The organism is Staphylococcus sp. GDY8P67P, from assembly GCF_017892545.1.
GTDB classification, from domain to species: domain Bacteria; phylum Bacillota; class Bacilli; order Staphylococcales; family Staphylococcaceae; genus Staphylococcus; species Staphylococcus ureilyticus.
On record NZ_JAESLH010000029.1, the window covers coordinates 196,466 to 215,865 of the forward strand.

Here is a 19,400-nt window from a genome sequence, read left to right on the forward strand (position 1 = left end):
ATATCACTTGCTGCTACCACTCGCGCTGTACTTTTATCTATTCATTCTCCAACAATTTAAATTTTTCTTCTAATGTTTGAAGCCCTTGATCTATAATCTTTTTTTGTTCAATTAAATTTTTTTGATGTTCCAAAAATATATTTTTCCGCTTCGTTTTTGTGTCACTGCCTTGATGATATAACTCCGCAATTTCTTTTAATTTTGATATAGGCATATGTGTCTGACGCATGCATTTTATAAATTCAATCCAATATAAGTCTTCTTCTGAAAAATCTCTATAGCCATTCTTATTTCTCTGAACAAAAGGAAAAAGCCCTGCTTTATCATAATATCGAATGGTGTGTTCACTGATACCTAAATTATCGGCAACTTGTTTGACTTGCATAATTTACCTCCTAAAAAAGGTGACCTTATAAAGTCACCTTTTTGTCTATTTCATAAGTTGAACTAGCAGTTCTTCATAATCATTGTCAATGATAGCTTCAAATCCAAATGTTGATGTCATATCATGTTTTAATGACGCCACACTGTTATAACCAATGTGTTCAGGATTATCTATACTCAAACCAATGCTTTTAATATCATTATGGAATAAATTATTTTGATGCGATAGCTCAATAATCTCTTCGGCTAATGCTTTAACGTAATTATGACTTGGCACAGATACATTCTTTTCATCTATTACCTTGGCTTCTGTAATAATTTTGATATCTGTTTCTTTCCCTTTAAATATTGCTAAAAAGTAATACATATCAAAATGACCTCCTTATGATTAAAAAGTAAACTAGCGAGTCGTATAACCACCATTTGCAAATAATGTTTGACCGTTGATCCACCATCCGTCTAAAGTTAAGAAAGTAATAATCGGCGCGATGTCTTCTATTTTTGTAAGTTGGTTATGAAGCGCTTGGGATTTATGGAATGCTACAGCATCATCGCCTTCTTGTGGATAGAAGAATGGCGTATCCATTGGCCCTGGAGCGACAGCGTTTACTGAAATCCCTCTATCCATAAATTCTGAGGATGCTGCGCGTGTATAATGCTCAACAGGTGCTTTGCCACCAGCATAAGTTGAATAAAAACCTGTGTAAGCAGCAAGCAATGCAGTAGCCAAAGTGATGATTTTACCATGATCATTCATAGATTTTTCAGCATATTTAATAAAGAAATAAGCTGACTTTGCGTTGATGTCCGCCATACTATCGAATTCTTCTTCAGACGTTTCTGAAATCGGTTTTTTAAGCACTTTTCCTACAGTATTTATTGCAATATCTACTTTTCCAAACGTTGCTTCAACATGCTGAAATAAAGCTTTGACATTGCTAACCTTGGTCAAATCACCAGAAAATAATGTACCTTCTCCGCCCAGATTTTCAACTTTTGTAAGTGTCGCTTTTGCATCATCTAAAGAATTTTCATCATGGTGATGGATTACTAATTTAGCGCCTTCTTTAGCGTAAGTAGTGCTTAATAAGCCACCAAGGTTCTTAGCACCACCAGCAATAACTACAACTTTGTCCTGTAGACTGTCAAATTTACCCATATTATATAACCTCCTTTGAATATAATTCAATCGTAAACCTTAGAGCGCGATATCAAGCAAGTGATTGCTGAAAAATGCTAATATTTTTAGTGGCGTCTTTGTTTCATTAGAATGTGCTGTATGTGAAGAAAAATGATGATATTACTTTGTTCTGTTGGCTTTTATATCGTTATTTGTTGGCAACCTTCATTTCCTTACTTTTTTAGTTGCGCGTTAACTTTTTTACTGTGTAGTAGATTATTAATAAAAAATATTAACCATAATATTAGAAAAATAATCACAAATATAGTAATTGATGAAACCACTGTGGAAACCTCCATCGGTAACCAATGATTAAGATAAGCTACAACAATAAATGAAATAACACTACCACTTAAATGAATGAATAATTGCAGTAATAAAGGTATACTTTCTACTACATAAATACTAGATAATAAGCCACAAATAGCTCCAAAGAAATATATTCCTAATACATCACCAAAACCAATGCTCATGTGATTAGCTGCGAGAAATATAATCGTGATGCTACTGCTAAATCCGACACCTTGTAACATTTCTTTTAAGGTTCTTTTCATTATAATCCTCTCCTTATATGTTATATGCCTAATGCTTTATTTAAATTTTTGACGTATCTTCGAGATATAGACACTTTCTTGCCATTCGTAAGTGTAGCTATTAGATTACCTGAGAAGGATGGATTAACTTTCTTTATAAAATGAACATTAATAATTGATGATTTAGATATTTTTATAAAGAAAGCGCCGGCCAACTTATGTTGTAATGTACTTAAAGCCATACGTGTTGTAAGTTCTTTTTCTGTTGTCGTAATTGTGATTTCTTTATCAAATATTTCAGCGAACATGATATCTGATTTACTGATCATGAATATACCTTCTGATGTTTTAATCCCTAGTTTATCTAAATTTGAAAATGTGAAATTATTAATGTGTTCTAATAAACTTTCACCTGTTTTTCTATCAAAAGTATTGATGTTTACTTCTGTTATAGTGCGAACTTCGTCTACTTTCAGATGAACTCGTACGTCACTTTCCATAGTACCGCCCCCCCTCTTTTTACTTATACTATATAATTCTCTGCTATTTTGTCAGTACTTTTATCGTAAGAGGTCACCAATATAACGTAACCGGTTGAAAACATAATTATAAAATTCAAACTCTTTTTCTAATTCCATTCATAGTTTCCTTTTTAATAATATCAATAATAGTTATGTCTATTGCGGAACACATAATTTTGTATTCTTACCCATCAAAATGTAATAATCCACTTATAAAACAATAGCTGTGTTTAATTCACAAAAACCCCTTATTACTGAAAATAGTAAGGGGGGTTTGGAATGTGTCTTATTCGACTAATTTTATTCATCATTACGTAGAGGAATCCATACATAAACAACGCGACATAACACCTAATGATTAACTAAAAACTATTTTATATGCGTACAAGCAGTAAAAAAAGGATAAGTCAAAGTTTAATATAAAGGCTAAAAAGCGTCATAACCTCTATATAAAGAGATAATAAAGTTGATAAATCAATTAAAATTCTTTTAAAATAATAGCTACAAGTAAAATTGCTAAACAAACTCATGTAAATTGTTCTACAACTTATAGAGAATTTAAAAATCAGGAGGAATGAAATGGTTAAATCCGTGCAGGTTTATCATTATGACTCATTCAGTATAGAAGCCAATAAAGGGAACCCTGCTGGCGTTGTATTGGATACAGAAAATTTAACAGATTGGGAAATGCAAGAAATTGCATCAAAAATTGGCTTTAATGAAACTGCATTTCCTGTTAAATCTGATAAGGCAGACCTTAGAATACGTTTCTTCACGCCAGGCCATGAAATGGACCTTTGTGGTCATGCAACAATTGCCACGATTTATGCTTTAAAAGAAAAACAATTACTAAAAAATAAAAACGAAATTACAATTGAAACTAAAGCAGGCATTTTAGCTATTGGAATGAATGTATCTCATAATGACCAAATATATATCACTATGCAACATGCCACACCACAATTTGAGGCATTCAATGGCTCTAATAAAGATTTAGCTCATGCACTAAGTATCGAAGAAGAAGATATCGTCGATAATTTACCAGTTTTATATGGAAGTACAGGCGTTTGGACACTTCTGGTTCCAGTGACAAGTCTAGCTGTTTGTAAGAAAATGAAACCCAACAATGACCAATTCCCTTCTATATTAAGCGAAAAGCCTAACGTGTCTATTCATCCATTTTGTTTTGAAACATATCATCCAGATGCTAATATGCATGCACGTCATTTTTCTTCACCTTTCTCTGGAACAACAGAGGATCCAGTTACTGGAACCGCTTCTGGAATTATGGGAGCTTACTTTGTTAAATACATACATAACAATTCAGACCATCCACTCAATCTTATCGTTGAACAAGGCCAAGAAATTGGTAAAAATGGTAAGGTGAAGGTTAACGTTACTTTTAAAAACAATGAATGGGAAATAAAAATAACTGGAACAGCCGTTAGCGTTAAAACATTTATTGTTCATTTAACTGATTCTTAATTGAAATCAACTTAATAAATATATGTAATTGACTTAGTGATAGCTATAAAGTTCGCATTATAAATGATGTAAAATAAGCATCAACAACTGTAACTAATCGTTTAAGTAGTTAATAAGTTTAAACCGTTCGCTTATTAAACATGTATATCAAATTCATAATAACGGCAATATAAAAGGACCAATCCATGATTATCTTACGGATTAGTCCTTATTTTAAATATGAGATTTATAGCGCGGTATCATTTATTAATGAATTTCAATATATGCTTAAGCTTTTATATTTTTAGGAATGATGATTTGAGTCAAAATCACACCTATAATCATAATCAATAAACCTGTTAAAAATGAAGTCGTCGCAGCTACACTAGCACTATGGTTGACTTGCACTGCTGCAAAAATAGTTGTGTTAAGCGCAATGCCTAGTGCACCACCTAGTGTCGCACACATTTTGTAGATACCTGAAGCTAAACCAACTTTTTCATCAGGAATTGTTAAAATTGCAACTGTAATTCCTGGTGTAGCACATAAGCCATTTCCTATAGCACAAATGACAAATCCAAACACGACAATGCCTACATACCAATCTGTTGGTAATACAGTTAAACTGATAAACATAATTCCTATTGCTGGAAATAGTGGTCCTACCAATAACAGTGGCTTGCCTCCAAAACGTAAGGATAATTTTTCTCCTAAACGGATCATCACAACTGCCATAATGACATAAGGAACAGTCACAAGTCCTGCTTGAAAGGCATTTAATCCTAATTCTGTCTGCGCATACATATTAAATACTGTCGTCGTACCTATGCCAGAATTGAGTACAACATTGATCATTGAAGAACCAACAAAACCACGATTTCGGAATAATGAAAAATCAATGAACGGTGCATGTTTTTGCCTTTCAAAGAATATAAAAATAACTGTAGAAATTATAAAAATCACAAAACATGTAATTGAAAAGGTACTGAACCAACCTTGTTCAAACCCTTGTGTGGCAAACAATGTAATACTTCCTATTAAAACTGCAAATAAAAACATCCCAATATAGTCAAATGGTCTTGTGTCAATTTTTTCTTTTTCTACTTCTTCTGTTCCCCACAATAACCAAAATGCAATAATTGAAATAATGATAGAGATGATAAAGTTAGATTGCCAATTGACATATGTCGCTATCAATCCCCCAACCATCGATGCTAAACCGATACCACCAACGCTACCGATCATCAAGTAGCTAAATGCTCTACGCATTTCTTTACCTTTAAATTGCTCATTAATCACGCCTACGGTAGAAGGAAGTAAAATAGCCGCCGAAAGTCCTTGCAACATACGTCCTACCAATAAGAACGCTGTCACACTAGACACAATAATAAGTAATGAGCCTAAAATACTAAAAATGATACCAATATAAGTCATTTTTAGTTTTCCAATTTTATCAGAAACGTCACCTGCACCGACCATAAAAATACCAGTAGCAAATGATGCTAAACTGACAGATAAGTTAACAACACCTGGTGTTGTTTGATAGGTATGTTGAACCTGTGTAGATATATTAATAAACGATTGAGCAAAAAGCCAATACGTTAACACACTTAACACAATAGCTAAAATCAATTTGTTGTTTGATTGTTGCTTTGTACTCACGATGCATGAACCTCCTCATCTAAATATTGCATATAAAAATACGCACTAGATAGATATTATCATACAAAGTACAATTTATTTTATGAATTCTTACTATTTTTCCAATTCATATAAAAATCTACTTTTATTTAAATCCTAAAAGTAAGTTTAAAGTTTGTACAACGCCATCTTCATTATTATTAATTGCAATTAAATTTGCCTCTTTTTTTAATTCAGGATAAGCATTATCCATAGCGACTTTATATTTCGCCGCTTTAAATAAATCTAAATCATTATACCCATCACCAAATGCAATAGTTTCTGAAGGTGTAATTTGAAGTAAATTCTGAATTCGATTAATTGTAGTTCCTTTATTCACGCCCAAGTCTGCAATGTCAATCCATGATTCATCTGAAGCTACGATATAAACATCTTTTTCAAAATGTTTTAGACGGTCGGCAGTCTCTTTACAGTGAGCACTTGCGTCATGAACAGTAATTTTCAATAAATCATCTTCAATATCGTTATAATCTTTAATATAGTGCACATGTTGATAAGAACCATGCACGTGCCTTTTCTCTGATTCAGAAATATTGTCTAACACGTATGCACCGTTTTTCGAACAAGCCAAAATGGTTTGTGTATCATCAATTGCTCTTATCGTATCAATAATTTCTTTTGCTTTTTGATTTTCTATCACTGCATTGTAAATAAAATCCCCATTGTATTTAATTCGTGTTGCACTGTCGCCTACAATAAATGTATTTGTTGCGAGATCACCTACAATCGTTTCTACACGCTCACATTGCTTACCAGTACAAAAGACAAAGCGAATATCTTGATTTGCACAATTTTCTTTTAACAATTGAAAAGTCTCGTAATTAAATTGGCTATCATCAGTTAAAAATGTGCCATCCATGTCCATGACAATCAGTTTAATATTCATAAAAACGACCCCTTTATTTGGCATTTAACTTATTGTATCTACTTATCATTATAATTAGCAATTTTTCTAATCCGTATTGAGTCATGACGTCGCAGTTATTTGCTTTTTCTGAAATTGTTTTGGGGTGAGCTTGTATTTTTCTTTAAAAACTTTAATAAAATAACTCGTTGTTGAAAAACCACATGCCATTGCAATATCAGTAATCGTATATGATTGTTTACTACGCAACATTCTTACGCTGTGTTCTAATCGTAAATTCACCAAGTATTGCATAGGGGTCTGATTTACATAAAATTTGAAACATCTAACCGTTTCAGATTTACTCATATGAATCTCATCACTTAACATTTGTAATGAAATTTTCTTGTGAAAATGATTTTGCAAATACGTTATCAGTCTTTTAATACGATAATCAAAGTAGTAACGCTTTTGTTCATTTACTACTGCAAAATGCAGTAATAACCATTTTATTGCTTTATAATATTTGGCAGTAATATCTAGTTCAAAGTATGAGTTTTGTTTTTCATAAATTTGACCAGCTGAGTTAATAATCTCTAAGAGTTCTCTTTGTTGTTTGTCATCTTGGGATAAGTATATATAGGGGACATAATGTGCTTTATTTATAATTTCTGATACATGATTAAATTCTAAATAATTGATAGTTTCTGGTATCTCAATATTCCAACAATAATACTCTGTTTGTGAAAATTCACTTGTTAACTCATGCACAACATTTGAATTGATAAAAAGCCCGTCTCCTTTTTTAATATTAAATGTGTCGTCACCAATTGAAACATCGAGTGTTCCATTAACCACATACATGAATTGTAATGCGTGGTGCCAATGTATAGGAATATAGCCAAAAATCGTGCGATTTAAATGTGTATGTAAAATAATATGTTTCCATTGTTTATCAGGAAATTGTATTAATTCTTCTCTTGTATTTTCTACGATAATTTCTTGATACATAAATGAGACACCTCAATATTTTGCTATTTTAAGCTTATTTTTATATATTATATCGCTTATTTTATCGCTATAGTATAAATATATTAATATTTCACAGGTGATGATATGATAAATAAAACAAAATTTCGAATCATAGGTATTTTATTAGCTATTGTAGGGGCTTCATTTTGGGGGCTCGGTGGTACGGTATCAGATTTTCTTTTTCAACAAAGGGACATTGATGTCAATTGGTATGTAACTGCGAGGTTATTAATCAGTGGCTTCGTCTTATTAATGATTTACAAAATAATAAATAGAAAATCTTCATTATTCGATATATTTAAAAATAAGCATAGCTTATTTCAACTTATCATTTTCTCAATTCTTGGTATGTTACTCGTTCAATATGCTTACATGGCGTCTATCAATTTTGGTAATGCCGCAGTCGCTACTTTACTGCAATACATAGCCCCAGTATATATCATTATTTGGTATGTGATTAGACGTAAAGAACGCTTTAAACCTTTTGATTTGGTTGCAATTATCCTCACATTATCAGGTACATTTTTACTACTAACCAACGGATCTTTTAGTAAGCTTGTGGTATCTACACCAAGCGTAATTTGGGGGATTATATCAGGCTTAGCACTTGCTTTCTATACACTTTACGCAACACAATTATTAACTCGGTTTCCATCTATTTTAGTTGTCGGCTGGGCCATGTTAATTTCAGGCATTGTCATGAATTTCAAAGCACCTATATGGCAGTTTGACTGGTCTCATTTAACAGGATCGACTGCACTTTATTTAACTTTTGGTATTATTGCTGGAACCGCTATAGCATTCTTTTTCTTTATTGAAAGTTTAAATTACTTATCGGCAAAAGAAACAACGCTTTTCGGCACAATTGAACCTGTTATGGCCATATTAGCAAGTGCCTTTTGGCTTAATGTTACGTTTCGTAGTTTTCAATTAATTGGCATTCTACTGATTATCGTACTCATTTTGGCTTTATCATTAAAAAAACAACATAACATAGAATAATTTCTATAAAGCAAAAATTTAATATGTACTTGTAACACTATTGATCTTAGCAATAAAAAGGTTATCGCTAGCGAAGAGGAAAAATTCTATAGCAAACATTATTAATTTACTTTTAAAATGTTTTGAACAATATTGATGAGGGGGTTATATTTATGATATTAATATAATAGTAAAGGGGGATAATTAATGAAAAAATCAAACATTTTACTTACGTCATTATTAGCAAGTTCAATAGCAGTGACGGGAATCAACGGCACAGCTAATGCTGAGGAAAATGGTGCTAAAACTGTTACAGGAGAAACGCTACCAAGTAGTACTGACCCTGACGGTGATGGTTGGGCAAACATGGACTTTGATATCTCTGCTCTACCACAAACATATCAAGATGAAATAACACAACTTACTCAGCAAAAAGATTCTGGCGAGTTATCTCAAGTCAATTATAATGAAAAAGTTGCAAGTATCTTTGAACAAGCAAAAGAAGAACAACAAGCACATCAAACTACGCAAGGTAATAGACCATATGGTGGTGTAAAACCTGATGGTATGTTCACGAAGACTATCAACAATTAGAAAATAACGTACCAAAACGAACAGAAGTTTCACCAGAAGCATACGAACAAGCTATAGAAAATGAAACACAAAAAATTGCCAATAAAAATAATCAATCAATTAATACACCACAAGGAGTCGTTACACCAAACGCTCAAGATAACCAAATGGAACAACAAAATTTACCAGATACTGGACAACAGAACAATGCTGAAATTTTAAGTATTAGTGCTGGTTTATTAGCATTAACTGCTGGACTTAGTCTACTAATGTTTAAAAATCGTTTTGTTAATAAATCTAAATAATGATATACATATCACTACTCAATAGAATTGAGTAGTGATATTTTATATTTTAAAACTTAATTAAAACGCATTTTCATATCAATTCCTACCAATTAAACCCATATTATATTACATTTTAGTCTGAGATTTTAACATGTTTCCTACTTTTCACTTTAAGACAAGCTATAAAAAAGAGTAGAAACGGAATTAACAATGTCGATTAATTCCAAATTTCTACTCAACTAAGAAATAACACATACTATAATAATCAATGCTTAGATTTTGTCTAAACCATAATGTGTTTAATTTTTGATGTTTTTAAGATTTTTTAAAATATACAATACATAATAAATGATGCCGACACAGAACCAAATTAATGTATAGATTTTAGCCTGACCACTTAATCCCCAGAACACAATAAATACACAAATAAAAATAATCACTGGCATCACTGGATAAAAAGGCAATTTAAATGCTGGTTCTGGTAAATCATGTCCTTCTCTTTTACGCAATGAAAAAATACCTACTGTCACAAACATAAAAGCTACAAGCGCACCCGCTGAAATTAATTGTGCTAAAAAGCCAAACGGAAATACAGAACCAATAATAATTGCAACAATCGATAGTACGATTAACGCACGGTTCGGCAAATTCTTATTATCTAATTTTCCTAACCAAGACGGTAAGATGCCATCCCTACCAAATGAATAAAGTAAGCGAGAACCCGCCATCATCATACCAATTAAAGCAGTAAACATACCAATCACTGAGACTGCTTGCACTATAACCGCAACGGTACTATGACCACTCATACGCAAAGCCCAACCTACTGGTTCAGCATTATTTTTATATTGCGCATAGTCAAACATTCCCACTAATACAAGTGAAACGATTATAAACAAAGTAACCGCAATCAGTAAAGAGCCCAAAATCCCTCGTGGCATTGTTTTTTGTGGATTAATCGCTTCACCAGAGTTTGAAGCGATAGAATCAAAACCGATATAAGCAACAAAAATGACAGAGCTACCTGCATATATTCCCTGCCAGCCACCAAATGCACCTGCTGCAGTTTCACGGTACTCTGGAATAAAAGGTATGTAATGACCAATATCAATCACTGATAAACCTACGATAATAAATAAGAAAATAGCCAATACTTTGAGAATCACGAGTGCATTTTGAACACGGGCCGCTTCTGACGTTCCTCTATATAGTAATACCGCAGTAATAATGACTACAATAGCTGCTAATAAATCAACGATACCTCCGTCTGTACCGAGAGAGTTAGATAATGACTGAGGTAGTGATATATGAAAAGGCTCTAATAAACCTCTCAAATTAGCTGAAAATCCTGATGCCACAAATGCAACCGCAATTAAATATTCAGCAATTAATGCCCAACCTACAATCCATCCAAAAAATTCTCCAAATAATATGCTAATCCAAGTATATGCTGATCCAGCAAAAGGCATGACAGATGCCATTTCTGCGTAAACAAATGCTACCAATGCTGCCACAATAGCTGCTACTAGAAAGGATAAACTGACTGAAGGACCCGTGTGATCTGCAGCTACAACACCAGGCAACGTAAAAATAGCAGTAGAAACAATTGTACCGACACCTAAAGCTAAAAAGTCTCTTATTCTTAATGTACGCTCTAAATGAGCATCTTTATTTTGAAATTTAGCAATATCTTCCTTTTTGAAAATTTGTTTTAAAAGATTCATCAATTTTCTCCTTGTTAATAATGTACAAACACGTATTACAGTATAGTGATTTTTAATTGTAATGTACATATCCTTTTAAAAAAGAATCTTTTACAAATGCATGATTATTTTAAATATTTCTTAGCTGAATAAACACATTTTAGTAATTTCAAAACCTATATAAACATACTTTTTTCATATATTTATCATACAACTATCTCTTATATGGTACGTATATAATATGAAAGATATGATCTTATTTTTGTCTTAATCTCCTTATTACAATCAATTTATTTTGCATAAAATGATGGCAATACTTGCTTTAAATCTAATTTTGCATCATTTAAAATGTCATTTTCAGGTAATATCGCAGTTCCTTGAGCTCTAACTACATAAAATTCTTCAAACCCCATAATATCTTCAAACATCGCTTTCAAATAATGATAAGAAAAATCTAATAATTTATAACGATCATCATTTGTATAAATTGAACCACTTGCTTGTAAGTATAACGCTTTATAGTTATCTGTCATTAAACCTACAGATCCATTTTCAGTATATTTGAACGTTTCACGTGCAATCATAATATTATCTATATAATCTTTAAGTCGTGACGTAATATTAAAATTGTGTAATGGTGAAATAATGACAATTCTTTTATACGCTTTAAATTGTTGTAGTAACTCTGATGTTTTGGTTGAAATCAGTTCTTCTACTTCGGATAATTTTTCTCCTTCACGTTGCTTGTGCCATACATTCAGTAATTGATTTTTTTCAATACGAGGCAACTGAATGTCATATAAATTCAAAACTTCTGGTTGTTCATTTGGATACAATTGTCCATATGCTTCAAGAAACATTTCTTTTAATTTAAAAGAAAAGCTATCTTCTTTTTTAAAATCAGGATGTGCATTAATCATTAAAGTTTTCATATACATTCTCCTTAAAAATTTGTTAACCTAAGTATATATTTCAATGGTGTCTAAATAAGTCACCTTTAAAGGAGAAAATATGAAAAAATCTGAACGATTAAATCAAGAGCTTATCTTTTTAAGTAACAAACATGCTTTTCATTTAATTGATTTAATGAGAGAATTTAATATTTCAAAAAGAACAGCGTTAAGAGATGTACAAGAATTAGAAAACATGGGCCTTAGTATATATGTAGAAAACGGGCGCTATGGCGGATATAAAATCATTTCACAGAATTTGTTAACACCCATATATTTTAATAATGATGAAGTATTAGCAATCTTTTTTGCACTTAAAGCTTTAGATTTATTATCTACAACACCTTTTCAAAAATCTTATACACAAATCAGTGAAAAATTATTAGCTACAATACCAACGGAACAGCAACATAAGATCTTGAAAACATTAGATTTTGTTACTTATCATAATGTACCACCTGTCAGTCATGTAAAATATTTATCTAGTATTTTAAAATCTATCATCTATGAACAAACCGTTCACATCCGTTATACACAATACAAAAAAATTGATACAGAATTACAGATTTATGAGTTGTTTTATAGAAACGGCATATGGTTCTGTAGCGCATATGATATAAAAAATGACAAATGGGGCACATTTCGATGTGATTATATCGAACAATTAACAATCAATCTTTCGAGAAAAAATAACTATACAAAAGAACAACTTGCTGAATTTCAAAAACAATATGAAAGCACCTATCATAATGTCACATTTAAATGTCAGCTCACACCATTTGGAGTAGAGCAATATTCCAAAAACAACTATCCCAATATGAACTTAGAATATATAAAAGGTACACCTTATATTACTGGTGGTTATAATATTGAAGAACTGGATTATATGGTGAATTATTTAATTGCTTTAGGTGAAAATGTCCATATCATATATCCTAAGCAACTAAAAGAAGCTTATTTAAATAAATTGAACAATATCATCGACAAATACGAGTAATATCTGTGTTGCATGGCTTTTTATAGCTGTATACCTTATGGTTGATTGTATTATCGTGGTTGGCCTACTTTAATTTGAATATTATTTCACTTCTGCAGTACTTAATTTAGCGTACCCTAAGTCTTACCTATGTTTAAATATTAAAAAGACTATTGATACAACTGTAAATAGTTATATCAATAGTCTTGGTTATCTTCTTATTTATTAAATCTTGGTTTAAATACAATATTTATGATTTCATTCGGTTTAACACTTCTTGCTGAATTGTCTTTAACGCCTCACTATACGCTTTATTCGTACTTTCTTGCGCATTTATAATTAACAAATCAATCAGTTCAGCATTATTTTTTTCACTTACTTCATGTTCAAATTGATGTAAGTGTTCTTCAGATGTTTTCGCATTTTGCTTTTCAATTTGATAATATTGGTCAGCTCCCAAACCACCTTCTTCAATCATGACAGAAATCCCACTTGAGCGCGTTTCATTTAAACGTTTTACTTTTATGCGTTTATTATCACGGATAACCATTTGAATCCCTCCTATCTCAATATGTAATTCAATTTTTAAACACACATATATTTTCATATAACGATTTATGATTCATATCCGAAACTCAAAAGCATTGAACACCAGTTAATCTTCCAAACATCTTTTGACTGAGTTATTTCATCTCATACTTAGTATAGTTATTGTTTAATTTAAGTGTAATATTACATCTTAGTGATAGCAATTTCTTTGCTCAATGATTTGTCTTTTTATTTTTTAAAATCAAAAAAACAAAGTAATATATGTTACAGGCAATAATGCTTAACAAAACATTCACAGAATTATATTAAAATTTACTTCTATTATATTTGACATAATAGTATAATTGATAATGATTATTATTATCTCATTATAAGAAAGAGTGAGTTTTATGTTAAGCATAAAAAGTGGAGACTTAAAAAAGAGTTACAAAATCAAAGAAATGAACATTAAAAATCAACACATGCGTCATCGGTTAAATGCACTTGGTTTAGTGAATGGTACGAAGTTAAAAATTAAACAAAAGTGCTTGTTCAAGGGTCCTTGTATATTAGAAGTGAATGGTCAATGCTTAAGTATTCGTGGCTGTGATGCATGTCAGATCGAATTAGAGGAAGCCAATGACTAACAGTTATTGTATTTTAGGGAACCCTAACGTTGGAAAAACATCATTATTTAACGCATTGACTGGCACATACGAATATGTAGGAAACTGGAGTGGTGTAACTGTAGAGAAAAAAGTAGGTCGTCTCAAACAACATATTGGAGACCTCGTTGATTTACCAGGTATTTATGAATTATCACCTATATCAAAAGACGAAATGGTTGTTACTGATTATTTATTGAATAGTCAATTTTCTGGCATGATTAATATTATAGATGCCAGCCAACTCAAACGTAATTTGCAGCTTACAGTTCAACTAATGGAATTAGGTGCACCTTTAATTATTGGATTAAATATGGTTGATGTTGCTACAAAACGTGGTATTCGTATCAACCAGCAAGCACTTATGAAAAAATTAAAATTGCCACTACTACCTATAATAGCAAGAAATGGAAAAGGCACACATCAATTATTAGATTCTTTGAAAGACAATGGCTTATCCAAAAATAGACCATTAAAATTAAATTATGGTAAGCACATTGAAGCTACAATATCACAAATTGAATCACATTTAACATCTAGCACCTCTATTGATAAACAATTGGCACGTTTTATCTCAATACAATTTTTATTAGAAAATCCAAAAATTCATGACTTTTTAGATGACGCTGTTTTGAAAGAAATAACATTATTGCGTCAAAATTTATCAGAAGAATTAGATAATTCTATACGAGATGAAATACAAGCAACACGCAATACATATATAGACAATATTTTAAAAGATACAGTTGAATATCCTGATGAAGAACGACAATATTTCACTCATCGTATAGATCGTATTTTAACAAATAAATATTTAGGTATCCCAATCTTTTTAATCATTATGTGGCTTATTTTCCACGTTACATTCACTTGGATTGGAACACCTATATCCGATGCATTAGATGAATTTTTAGGCGGTACCTTTACAGATACAGTATCCAACCTGATGGATAAGTTAGGCCTCGTTCCATTTTTACAAGATTTGATCAATGACGGTATTATTGCTGGTGTGGGTGCAGTACTTGTATTTGTGCCACAAATACTGGTGCTTTTCTTCTTCATTTCTCTGTTAGAAGACTCTGGTTATATGTCTCGTATTGCAATATTAATGGATCGTATTATGGAATACTTTGGCCTTAGTGGTAAATCTTTTATACCAATGATTATTGGATTTGGTTGTAACGTGCCAAGTATTATGGCGGCGCGTAGCATTGAAAGTGAAAAAGAAAGACTTACAACGATTTTGATTGCACCATTTATGTCTTGTTCAGCGAGATTACCCGTTTACGCACTGTTTGTAGGTGTATTTTTTGAATCTCATCAGGCGCTCATCGTCTTAAGTTTATACGTACTTGGTATCGTCGTCGCTTTATTAACAAGTGTATTACTAACGAAAACAGTATTAAAAAATGATGATTCTGTATTTATTGTCGAATTACCTACTTACCGATTACCTTCAGTCAAAACACTGTGGAGAAGTACATGGGAAAAAGCTAAAGGTTTTGTTAAAAAAGCAGGAACATTTATCTTTGCTGGTTCAGTAATTATTTGGCTATTGAATTATACCGGTCCCGGTGGTTTCAATGTCGATGTTAATGATAGCTTTTTACATTCAATTGGAAGTTTCTTTGCTGTATTAGTTGCGCCATTAGGTTTTGGTTCATGGCAGGCGGGTGCTACGTTAATACCTGGATTCTTAGCAAAAGAAGTTATCGTTAGCTCGATGGCAATTATCTATGCATCAGACGAAGCTGGTCTTGTAAATATTATACAAAGTCATTTCACACCACTATCAGCATATTCGTTTATGATTTTCATCTTGCTATATATTCCTTGTTTATCTACGGTCGCGACCATTCGTAAAGAAACATATTCTCTTAAATGGACTATATTGGCTGTAGCATATCCATTAATCACTGCATATTTACTTTCATTTGTCTTTTATCAAATTGGATTATTATTTTATTAAGGATGTGATTTAATGACGATTATTATCAATGTAATTATCTTACTAGCTATTATTAGTTATGTTGTTTTTACATTATTCAACTTTTTCAAGAAAGCCAAAGCAGGTAAATGTAATTCTTGTGGCTCTAAACGTGGATGTAGTACAGGAAAGAAAACATTATGACGCTCAATCAATTTTGATAGATTCATCAATTTTTGTAAAAATGGCAGCATGCTAAAATCTTTTTATACTGTTCGATTCACATCACAAAGATAAAATAAAAAAGTTCTACGTTTTAAAATAGCTGTAAAGATGAGTATTTAATATTTTTGTATTAAGCCTAAACGTCAACACCTATTTCTATAATAGATGTTGACGTTTGTTTTGTTGTTATACAATTAGTTACTCATTTTGAACGATTGTTTTGCTGAGTCGCAATTTTGCACTTTAATGAAATCCTGGAAAATAATATGAGCGAGAGATTACAGGCTCGAGTCATATCCCAAGGCAAGCATGCACGAACAAAATCAAAACATTTTTCATACAAAAAGGACTAATTCGTTTTTCAAACGAATTAGTCCTCTATTTTGAGATTGAAATTTATGTCCCAGTTATTTCTTATATTTAATAATTACTCTGATTTATTGCCGCTTCTATTTTCTGCAATTTTCGTATATTCTTCTAATCTATGTTTGTTTGGTGATAGTGTTAAACCTAAGAATTTACGTTCTTTATTCGCATCTTTATAGAAGCTGACCATCATACAAAGAATGATGATAGAGAATGGTAAGGCGGTCATGATTGCCATATTTTGTAGAGCATTTAATCCATTATCTCCACCTGAGAATAATAAGATAAATGCAATCAATGCTTGCGCAATACCCCAAACCACTTTAATCATAGCTGATGGGTTTAATGAACCAAATGTTGTTTGCATTCCTAATACGAAAGTCGCTGAATCGGCTGACGTAATAAAGAATGTTGCTATTAATAGCAATGTCACAATGGACAGCACAAAGCCTAACGGTACTTCATTAAACACACCAAATAATGCAGTTTCTGGAGGCATATCAAATATTTTTGGATTATCTTTCGCAGTTTCGATACCTAGAACACCGAATGCTGCAAACCAAACTAGACTTACAAGTACCGGTGCTAACATAACTCCAGATACGAACTCTCTAATTGAGCGTCCTTTAGATACACGTGCAATAAATATACCAACAAATGGACTCCAACTAATCCACCAAGCTAATTGGAAGAACGTCCACGATTTCATCCATTCATTTTTCTGTGGATCTAATGGTGCCGTATCAAACATGTTAAATAATAACGTATTTAAATACTCACCTGTTGAACTTGTTAGCATATTTAAAATAAGAACAGTTGGTCCTACAATAAAAATAAACAATAAGATTATGCCAGCTAAACCAATATTAGCGTTACTTAAATATTGGATACCACGGCTTAAACCTGACCAAGCACTCGCTAAGAATAAGATTGTAACAATCACAATAATAATACCTTGTGTCACAATATTATTCGGAATATCAAATAGGTAGTTTAGACCACCTGCGATTTGCATAGCGCCTAAACCTAGTGATACTGCAACACCACCAATTGTGGCAAAAACAGATACTACGTCAATAACAGTACCAAGCGGACCGTCTACTTTATTTCCGAAAATTGGACGTAATGTTTTTGAAATTAATGCAGGTTCATTTTTTCTAAATTGGAAGTAAGCTAACGCTAATGCTACAACACCATATACTGCCCATGCATGGAAGCCCCATTGCATAAATGCGCCTCTTAAAGCTTCTTTATAAGCATGTGCTGACTGTGGCTCTCCAGATGGTGGTGATACAAAGTGACTGATTGGTTCAGCTGCTCCCCAGAATACTAAACCAATTCCCATACCAGCACTAAATAGCATCGCAAACCATGAAATTGTGTTAAATTCAGGTTTATCTTCAGGTTTTCCCAATTTCAATTTTCCGATTGGACTAAATATTAAGAAAACACAGAAGAATATCATGAGTGCTACAATAACCATATAATACCAACCAAAGTATTCAGTAATCCAACCAGTAATATTTGTCCCTATTTCATTAAACTGAGTTGGAAAGATTGCACCCAATAATACAACTATTGCGGTAATAATAATACTATAAGTAAAAACAGAAGACAGTTTCTTCCCATTAGCATTATGTTGTTTATTTTCCAAAATTAGTAACCTCCCTTATAATTGAACATTAGGCAGAATAACAGACTTTATATATTAAAACAACAGCAGCAAAGCTTGTTTTAATATAATAAAATGCGGTTAAAGCCGTCATCAAAGGGTTACAAAACTAAAACTAAAAGTTCAATATTTCTAAAAATATATTTATGAAAGATAAAATCATTTACTTTAAAATAAACTTGTGCATATTTTAATTTCAAAACAAAAGACTAGAAAATAATTTTAGTATTACAATCTAGTCTTAAAAATATGATGTTTTTGAGAAATTATAACGCGTGTTACTACATTAAAAGCATTTCAATACATAATTTTGATGTTATTTCACTATCAGTACTGGTACAGGACTTCTTTTAGCAACTTTATGCGTAACATCTCCAAGTACATGTTTGATATCGATACTCACGCGATGGTTACTCATTACTACTAAATCAAAATCACCTACATCCATATCCCCAAAACTAATTCTCTCAAGTATGGTATCTTTTACAGGTCCAAATTCGATAGCGACTTTATAATTAATACCTTGTGCTTTTAATTTTTCAAGAAATGGAGAAAGCTCTTCTTCTTTTTCTTTAATGATATCTTCTTTATGTTTATTTTCATAACGTACACTCGCTAATAAATCATTTTCAGTCATGACATTATGAACAACTACAGTGGAATCTTCGCCGACTAATTTTGCTAAGTTTTCAGGAATGTTATCGAAATCATTATCAAAAGAGTATGGTAGTAAAATATTTTTATACATAATCAATCACCTTTCTTAATTAAACTGATACAAAACAGCACATGCAATTTTGCTCGTTTAAATATATTTTTGGTGCCTTAATGCGTATTTTACTAATGAAATAACTAACGTATTGAGCCGCATTTTATATTGAAACAATG

General features: G+C 31.8%; 21 protein-coding genes. 8 read left to right on the forward strand and 13 right to left on the reverse strand.

All coding sequences use genetic code 11. The annotated features are described in order from the left end of the window. Positions 1-37: 37 nt before the first annotated feature. The 5 genes from KA833_RS11665 to KA833_RS11685 all read right to left on the reverse strand — a co-directional run bounded on the left by KA833_RS11665 (position 38) and on the right by KA833_RS11685 (position 2,597). Positions 38-385 carry a MerR family transcriptional regulator gene (locus tag KA833_RS11665; RefSeq protein WP_046207145.1) on the reverse strand — a complete coding sequence of 116 codons (348 nt, stop codon included), beginning with the start codon at positions 383-385 and terminating at the stop codon, positions 38-40. 45 nt (positions 386-430) lie between these two features. Next, entirely contained in the window at positions 431-751 is a 321-nt protein-coding gene (locus tag KA833_RS11670) for a hypothetical protein (protein ID WP_046207146.1), read from the reverse strand. Between the two features lie 33 nt (positions 752-784). Further along, entirely contained in the window at positions 785-1,543 is a 759-nt protein-coding gene (locus tag KA833_RS11675; RefSeq protein ID WP_046207147.1) for an SDR family oxidoreductase, read from the reverse strand. Positions 1,544-1,737: 194 nt separating this feature from the next. Continuing rightward, on the reverse strand, positions 1,738-2,118 hold the full coding sequence (locus tag KA833_RS11680; protein WP_046207148.1) for a DUF3021 domain-containing protein: 381 nt from the start codon (positions 2,116-2,118) through the stop codon (positions 1,738-1,740). 20 nt (positions 2,119-2,138) lie between these two features. After that, positions 2,139-2,597, reverse strand: coding sequence for a LytTR family DNA-binding domain-containing protein (locus KA833_RS11685; RefSeq protein ID WP_046207149.1), 459 nt, complete (start codon positions 2,595-2,597; stop codon positions 2,139-2,141). A gap of 600 nt (positions 2,598-3,197) precedes the next feature. Between KA833_RS11685 and KA833_RS11690 the strand changes: the two genes are divergently transcribed. Continuing rightward, complete coding sequence (locus KA833_RS11690) at positions 3,198-4,103, forward strand: PhzF family phenazine biosynthesis isomerase (protein WP_046207150.1); 906 nt, start codon at positions 3,198-3,200, stop codon at positions 4,101-4,103. Between the two features lie 267 nt (positions 4,104-4,370). Here KA833_RS11690 and KA833_RS11695 read toward each other — a convergent pair whose 3' ends face one another. The 3 genes from KA833_RS11695 to KA833_RS11705 form a co-directional block, all read right to left on the reverse strand. Further along, positions 4,371-5,747 (reverse strand): MFS transporter, encoded by a 1,377-nt coding sequence (locus KA833_RS11695; RefSeq protein ID WP_371090914.1) that lies wholly within the window; start codon positions 5,745-5,747, stop codon positions 4,371-4,373. Between the two features lie 121 nt (positions 5,748-5,868). Continuing rightward, positions 5,869-6,669 (reverse strand): Cof-type HAD-IIB family hydrolase, encoded by an 801-nt coding sequence (locus tag KA833_RS11700; protein ID WP_046207152.1) that lies wholly within the window; start codon positions 6,667-6,669, stop codon positions 5,869-5,871. Between the two features lie 81 nt (positions 6,670-6,750). After that, on the reverse strand, positions 6,751-7,638 hold the full coding sequence (locus tag KA833_RS11705; RefSeq protein WP_046207153.1) for an AraC family transcriptional regulator: 888 nt from the start codon (positions 7,636-7,638) through the stop codon (positions 6,751-6,753). Between the two features lie 105 nt (positions 7,639-7,743). On the opposite strand from KA833_RS11705, the gene KA833_RS11710 reads away from it, so the two are divergent. From KA833_RS11710 to KA833_RS13935, 3 genes are all read left to right on the forward strand, one after another. After that, positions 7,744-8,661 (forward strand): DMT family transporter, encoded by a 918-nt coding sequence (locus KA833_RS11710; RefSeq protein ID WP_107365386.1) that lies wholly within the window; start codon positions 7,744-7,746, stop codon positions 8,659-8,661. A 186-nt stretch (positions 8,662-8,847) separates the two neighbouring features. Then, complete coding sequence (locus KA833_RS13930; RefSeq protein ID WP_245336300.1) at positions 8,848-9,234, forward strand: hypothetical protein; 387 nt, start codon at positions 8,848-8,850, stop codon at positions 9,232-9,234. A gap of 146 nt (positions 9,235-9,380) precedes the next feature. Then, positions 9,381-9,518: an LPXTG cell wall anchor domain-containing protein gene (locus tag KA833_RS13935; RefSeq protein WP_245336301.1), complete on the forward strand. Its 138-nt coding sequence runs from the start codon at positions 9,381-9,383 to the stop codon at positions 9,516-9,518. A 281-nt stretch (positions 9,519-9,799) separates the two neighbouring features. Here the strand turns inward: KA833_RS13935 and KA833_RS11720 are convergent, their stop codons facing one another. Together KA833_RS11720 and KA833_RS11725 are read right to left on the reverse strand one after the other, a co-directional pair. Then, positions 9,800-11,224: an APC family permease gene (locus KA833_RS11720; RefSeq protein ID WP_107360312.1), complete on the reverse strand. Its 1,425-nt coding sequence runs from the start codon at positions 11,222-11,224 to the stop codon at positions 9,800-9,802. A 269-nt stretch (positions 11,225-11,493) separates the two neighbouring features. After that, positions 11,494-12,135, reverse strand: coding sequence for an FMN-dependent NADH-azoreductase (locus tag KA833_RS11725; protein WP_046207157.1), 642 nt, complete (start codon positions 12,133-12,135; stop codon positions 11,494-11,496). Between the two features lie 79 nt (positions 12,136-12,214). Between KA833_RS11725 and KA833_RS11730 the strand changes: the two genes are divergently transcribed. Next, on the forward strand, positions 12,215-13,150 hold the full coding sequence (locus KA833_RS11730) for a helix-turn-helix transcriptional regulator (protein WP_070038525.1): 936 nt from the start codon (positions 12,215-12,217) through the stop codon (positions 13,148-13,150). 229 nt (positions 13,151-13,379) lie between these two features. Here KA833_RS11730 and KA833_RS11735 read toward each other — a convergent pair whose 3' ends face one another. Further along, a complete protein-coding gene (locus tag KA833_RS11735; protein WP_046207159.1) occupies positions 13,380-13,679 on the reverse strand; it encodes a hypothetical protein in 300 nt (99 codons plus the stop codon). Between the two features lie 388 nt (positions 13,680-14,067). On the opposite strand from KA833_RS11735, the gene KA833_RS11740 reads away from it, so the two are divergent. The 3 genes from KA833_RS11740 to KA833_RS11750 are packed head-to-tail and all read left to right on the forward strand — an operon-like array spanning position 14,068 to position 16,453. Further along, positions 14,068-14,304 carry a FeoA family protein gene (locus KA833_RS11740; protein WP_046207160.1) on the forward strand — a complete coding sequence of 79 codons (237 nt, stop codon included), beginning with the start codon at positions 14,068-14,070 and terminating at the stop codon, positions 14,302-14,304. Next, entirely contained in the window at positions 14,297-16,291 is a 1,995-nt protein-coding gene (gene feoB, locus KA833_RS11745; protein WP_046207161.1) for a ferrous iron transport protein B, read from the forward strand. Before KA833_RS11740 ends, feoB begins: the two co-directional genes overlap by 8 nt. Before the next feature lie 12 nt (positions 16,292-16,303). Further along, a complete protein-coding gene (locus KA833_RS11750) occupies positions 16,304-16,453 on the forward strand; it encodes a FeoB-associated Cys-rich membrane protein (protein WP_192946338.1) in 150 nt (49 codons plus the stop codon). A gap of 448 nt (positions 16,454-16,901) precedes the next feature. On the opposite strand, the gene KA833_RS11755 is transcribed toward KA833_RS11750, so the two are convergent. Further along, positions 16,902-18,497, reverse strand: coding sequence for a BCCT family transporter (locus tag KA833_RS11755; protein WP_225792164.1), 1,596 nt, complete (start codon positions 18,495-18,497; stop codon positions 16,902-16,904). A gap of 331 nt (positions 18,498-18,828) precedes the next feature. Then, complete coding sequence (locus KA833_RS11760; protein ID WP_064209818.1) at positions 18,829-19,260, reverse strand: universal stress protein; 432 nt, start codon at positions 19,258-19,260, stop codon at positions 18,829-18,831. Between the last annotated feature and the right edge of the window lie 140 nt (positions 19,261-19,400).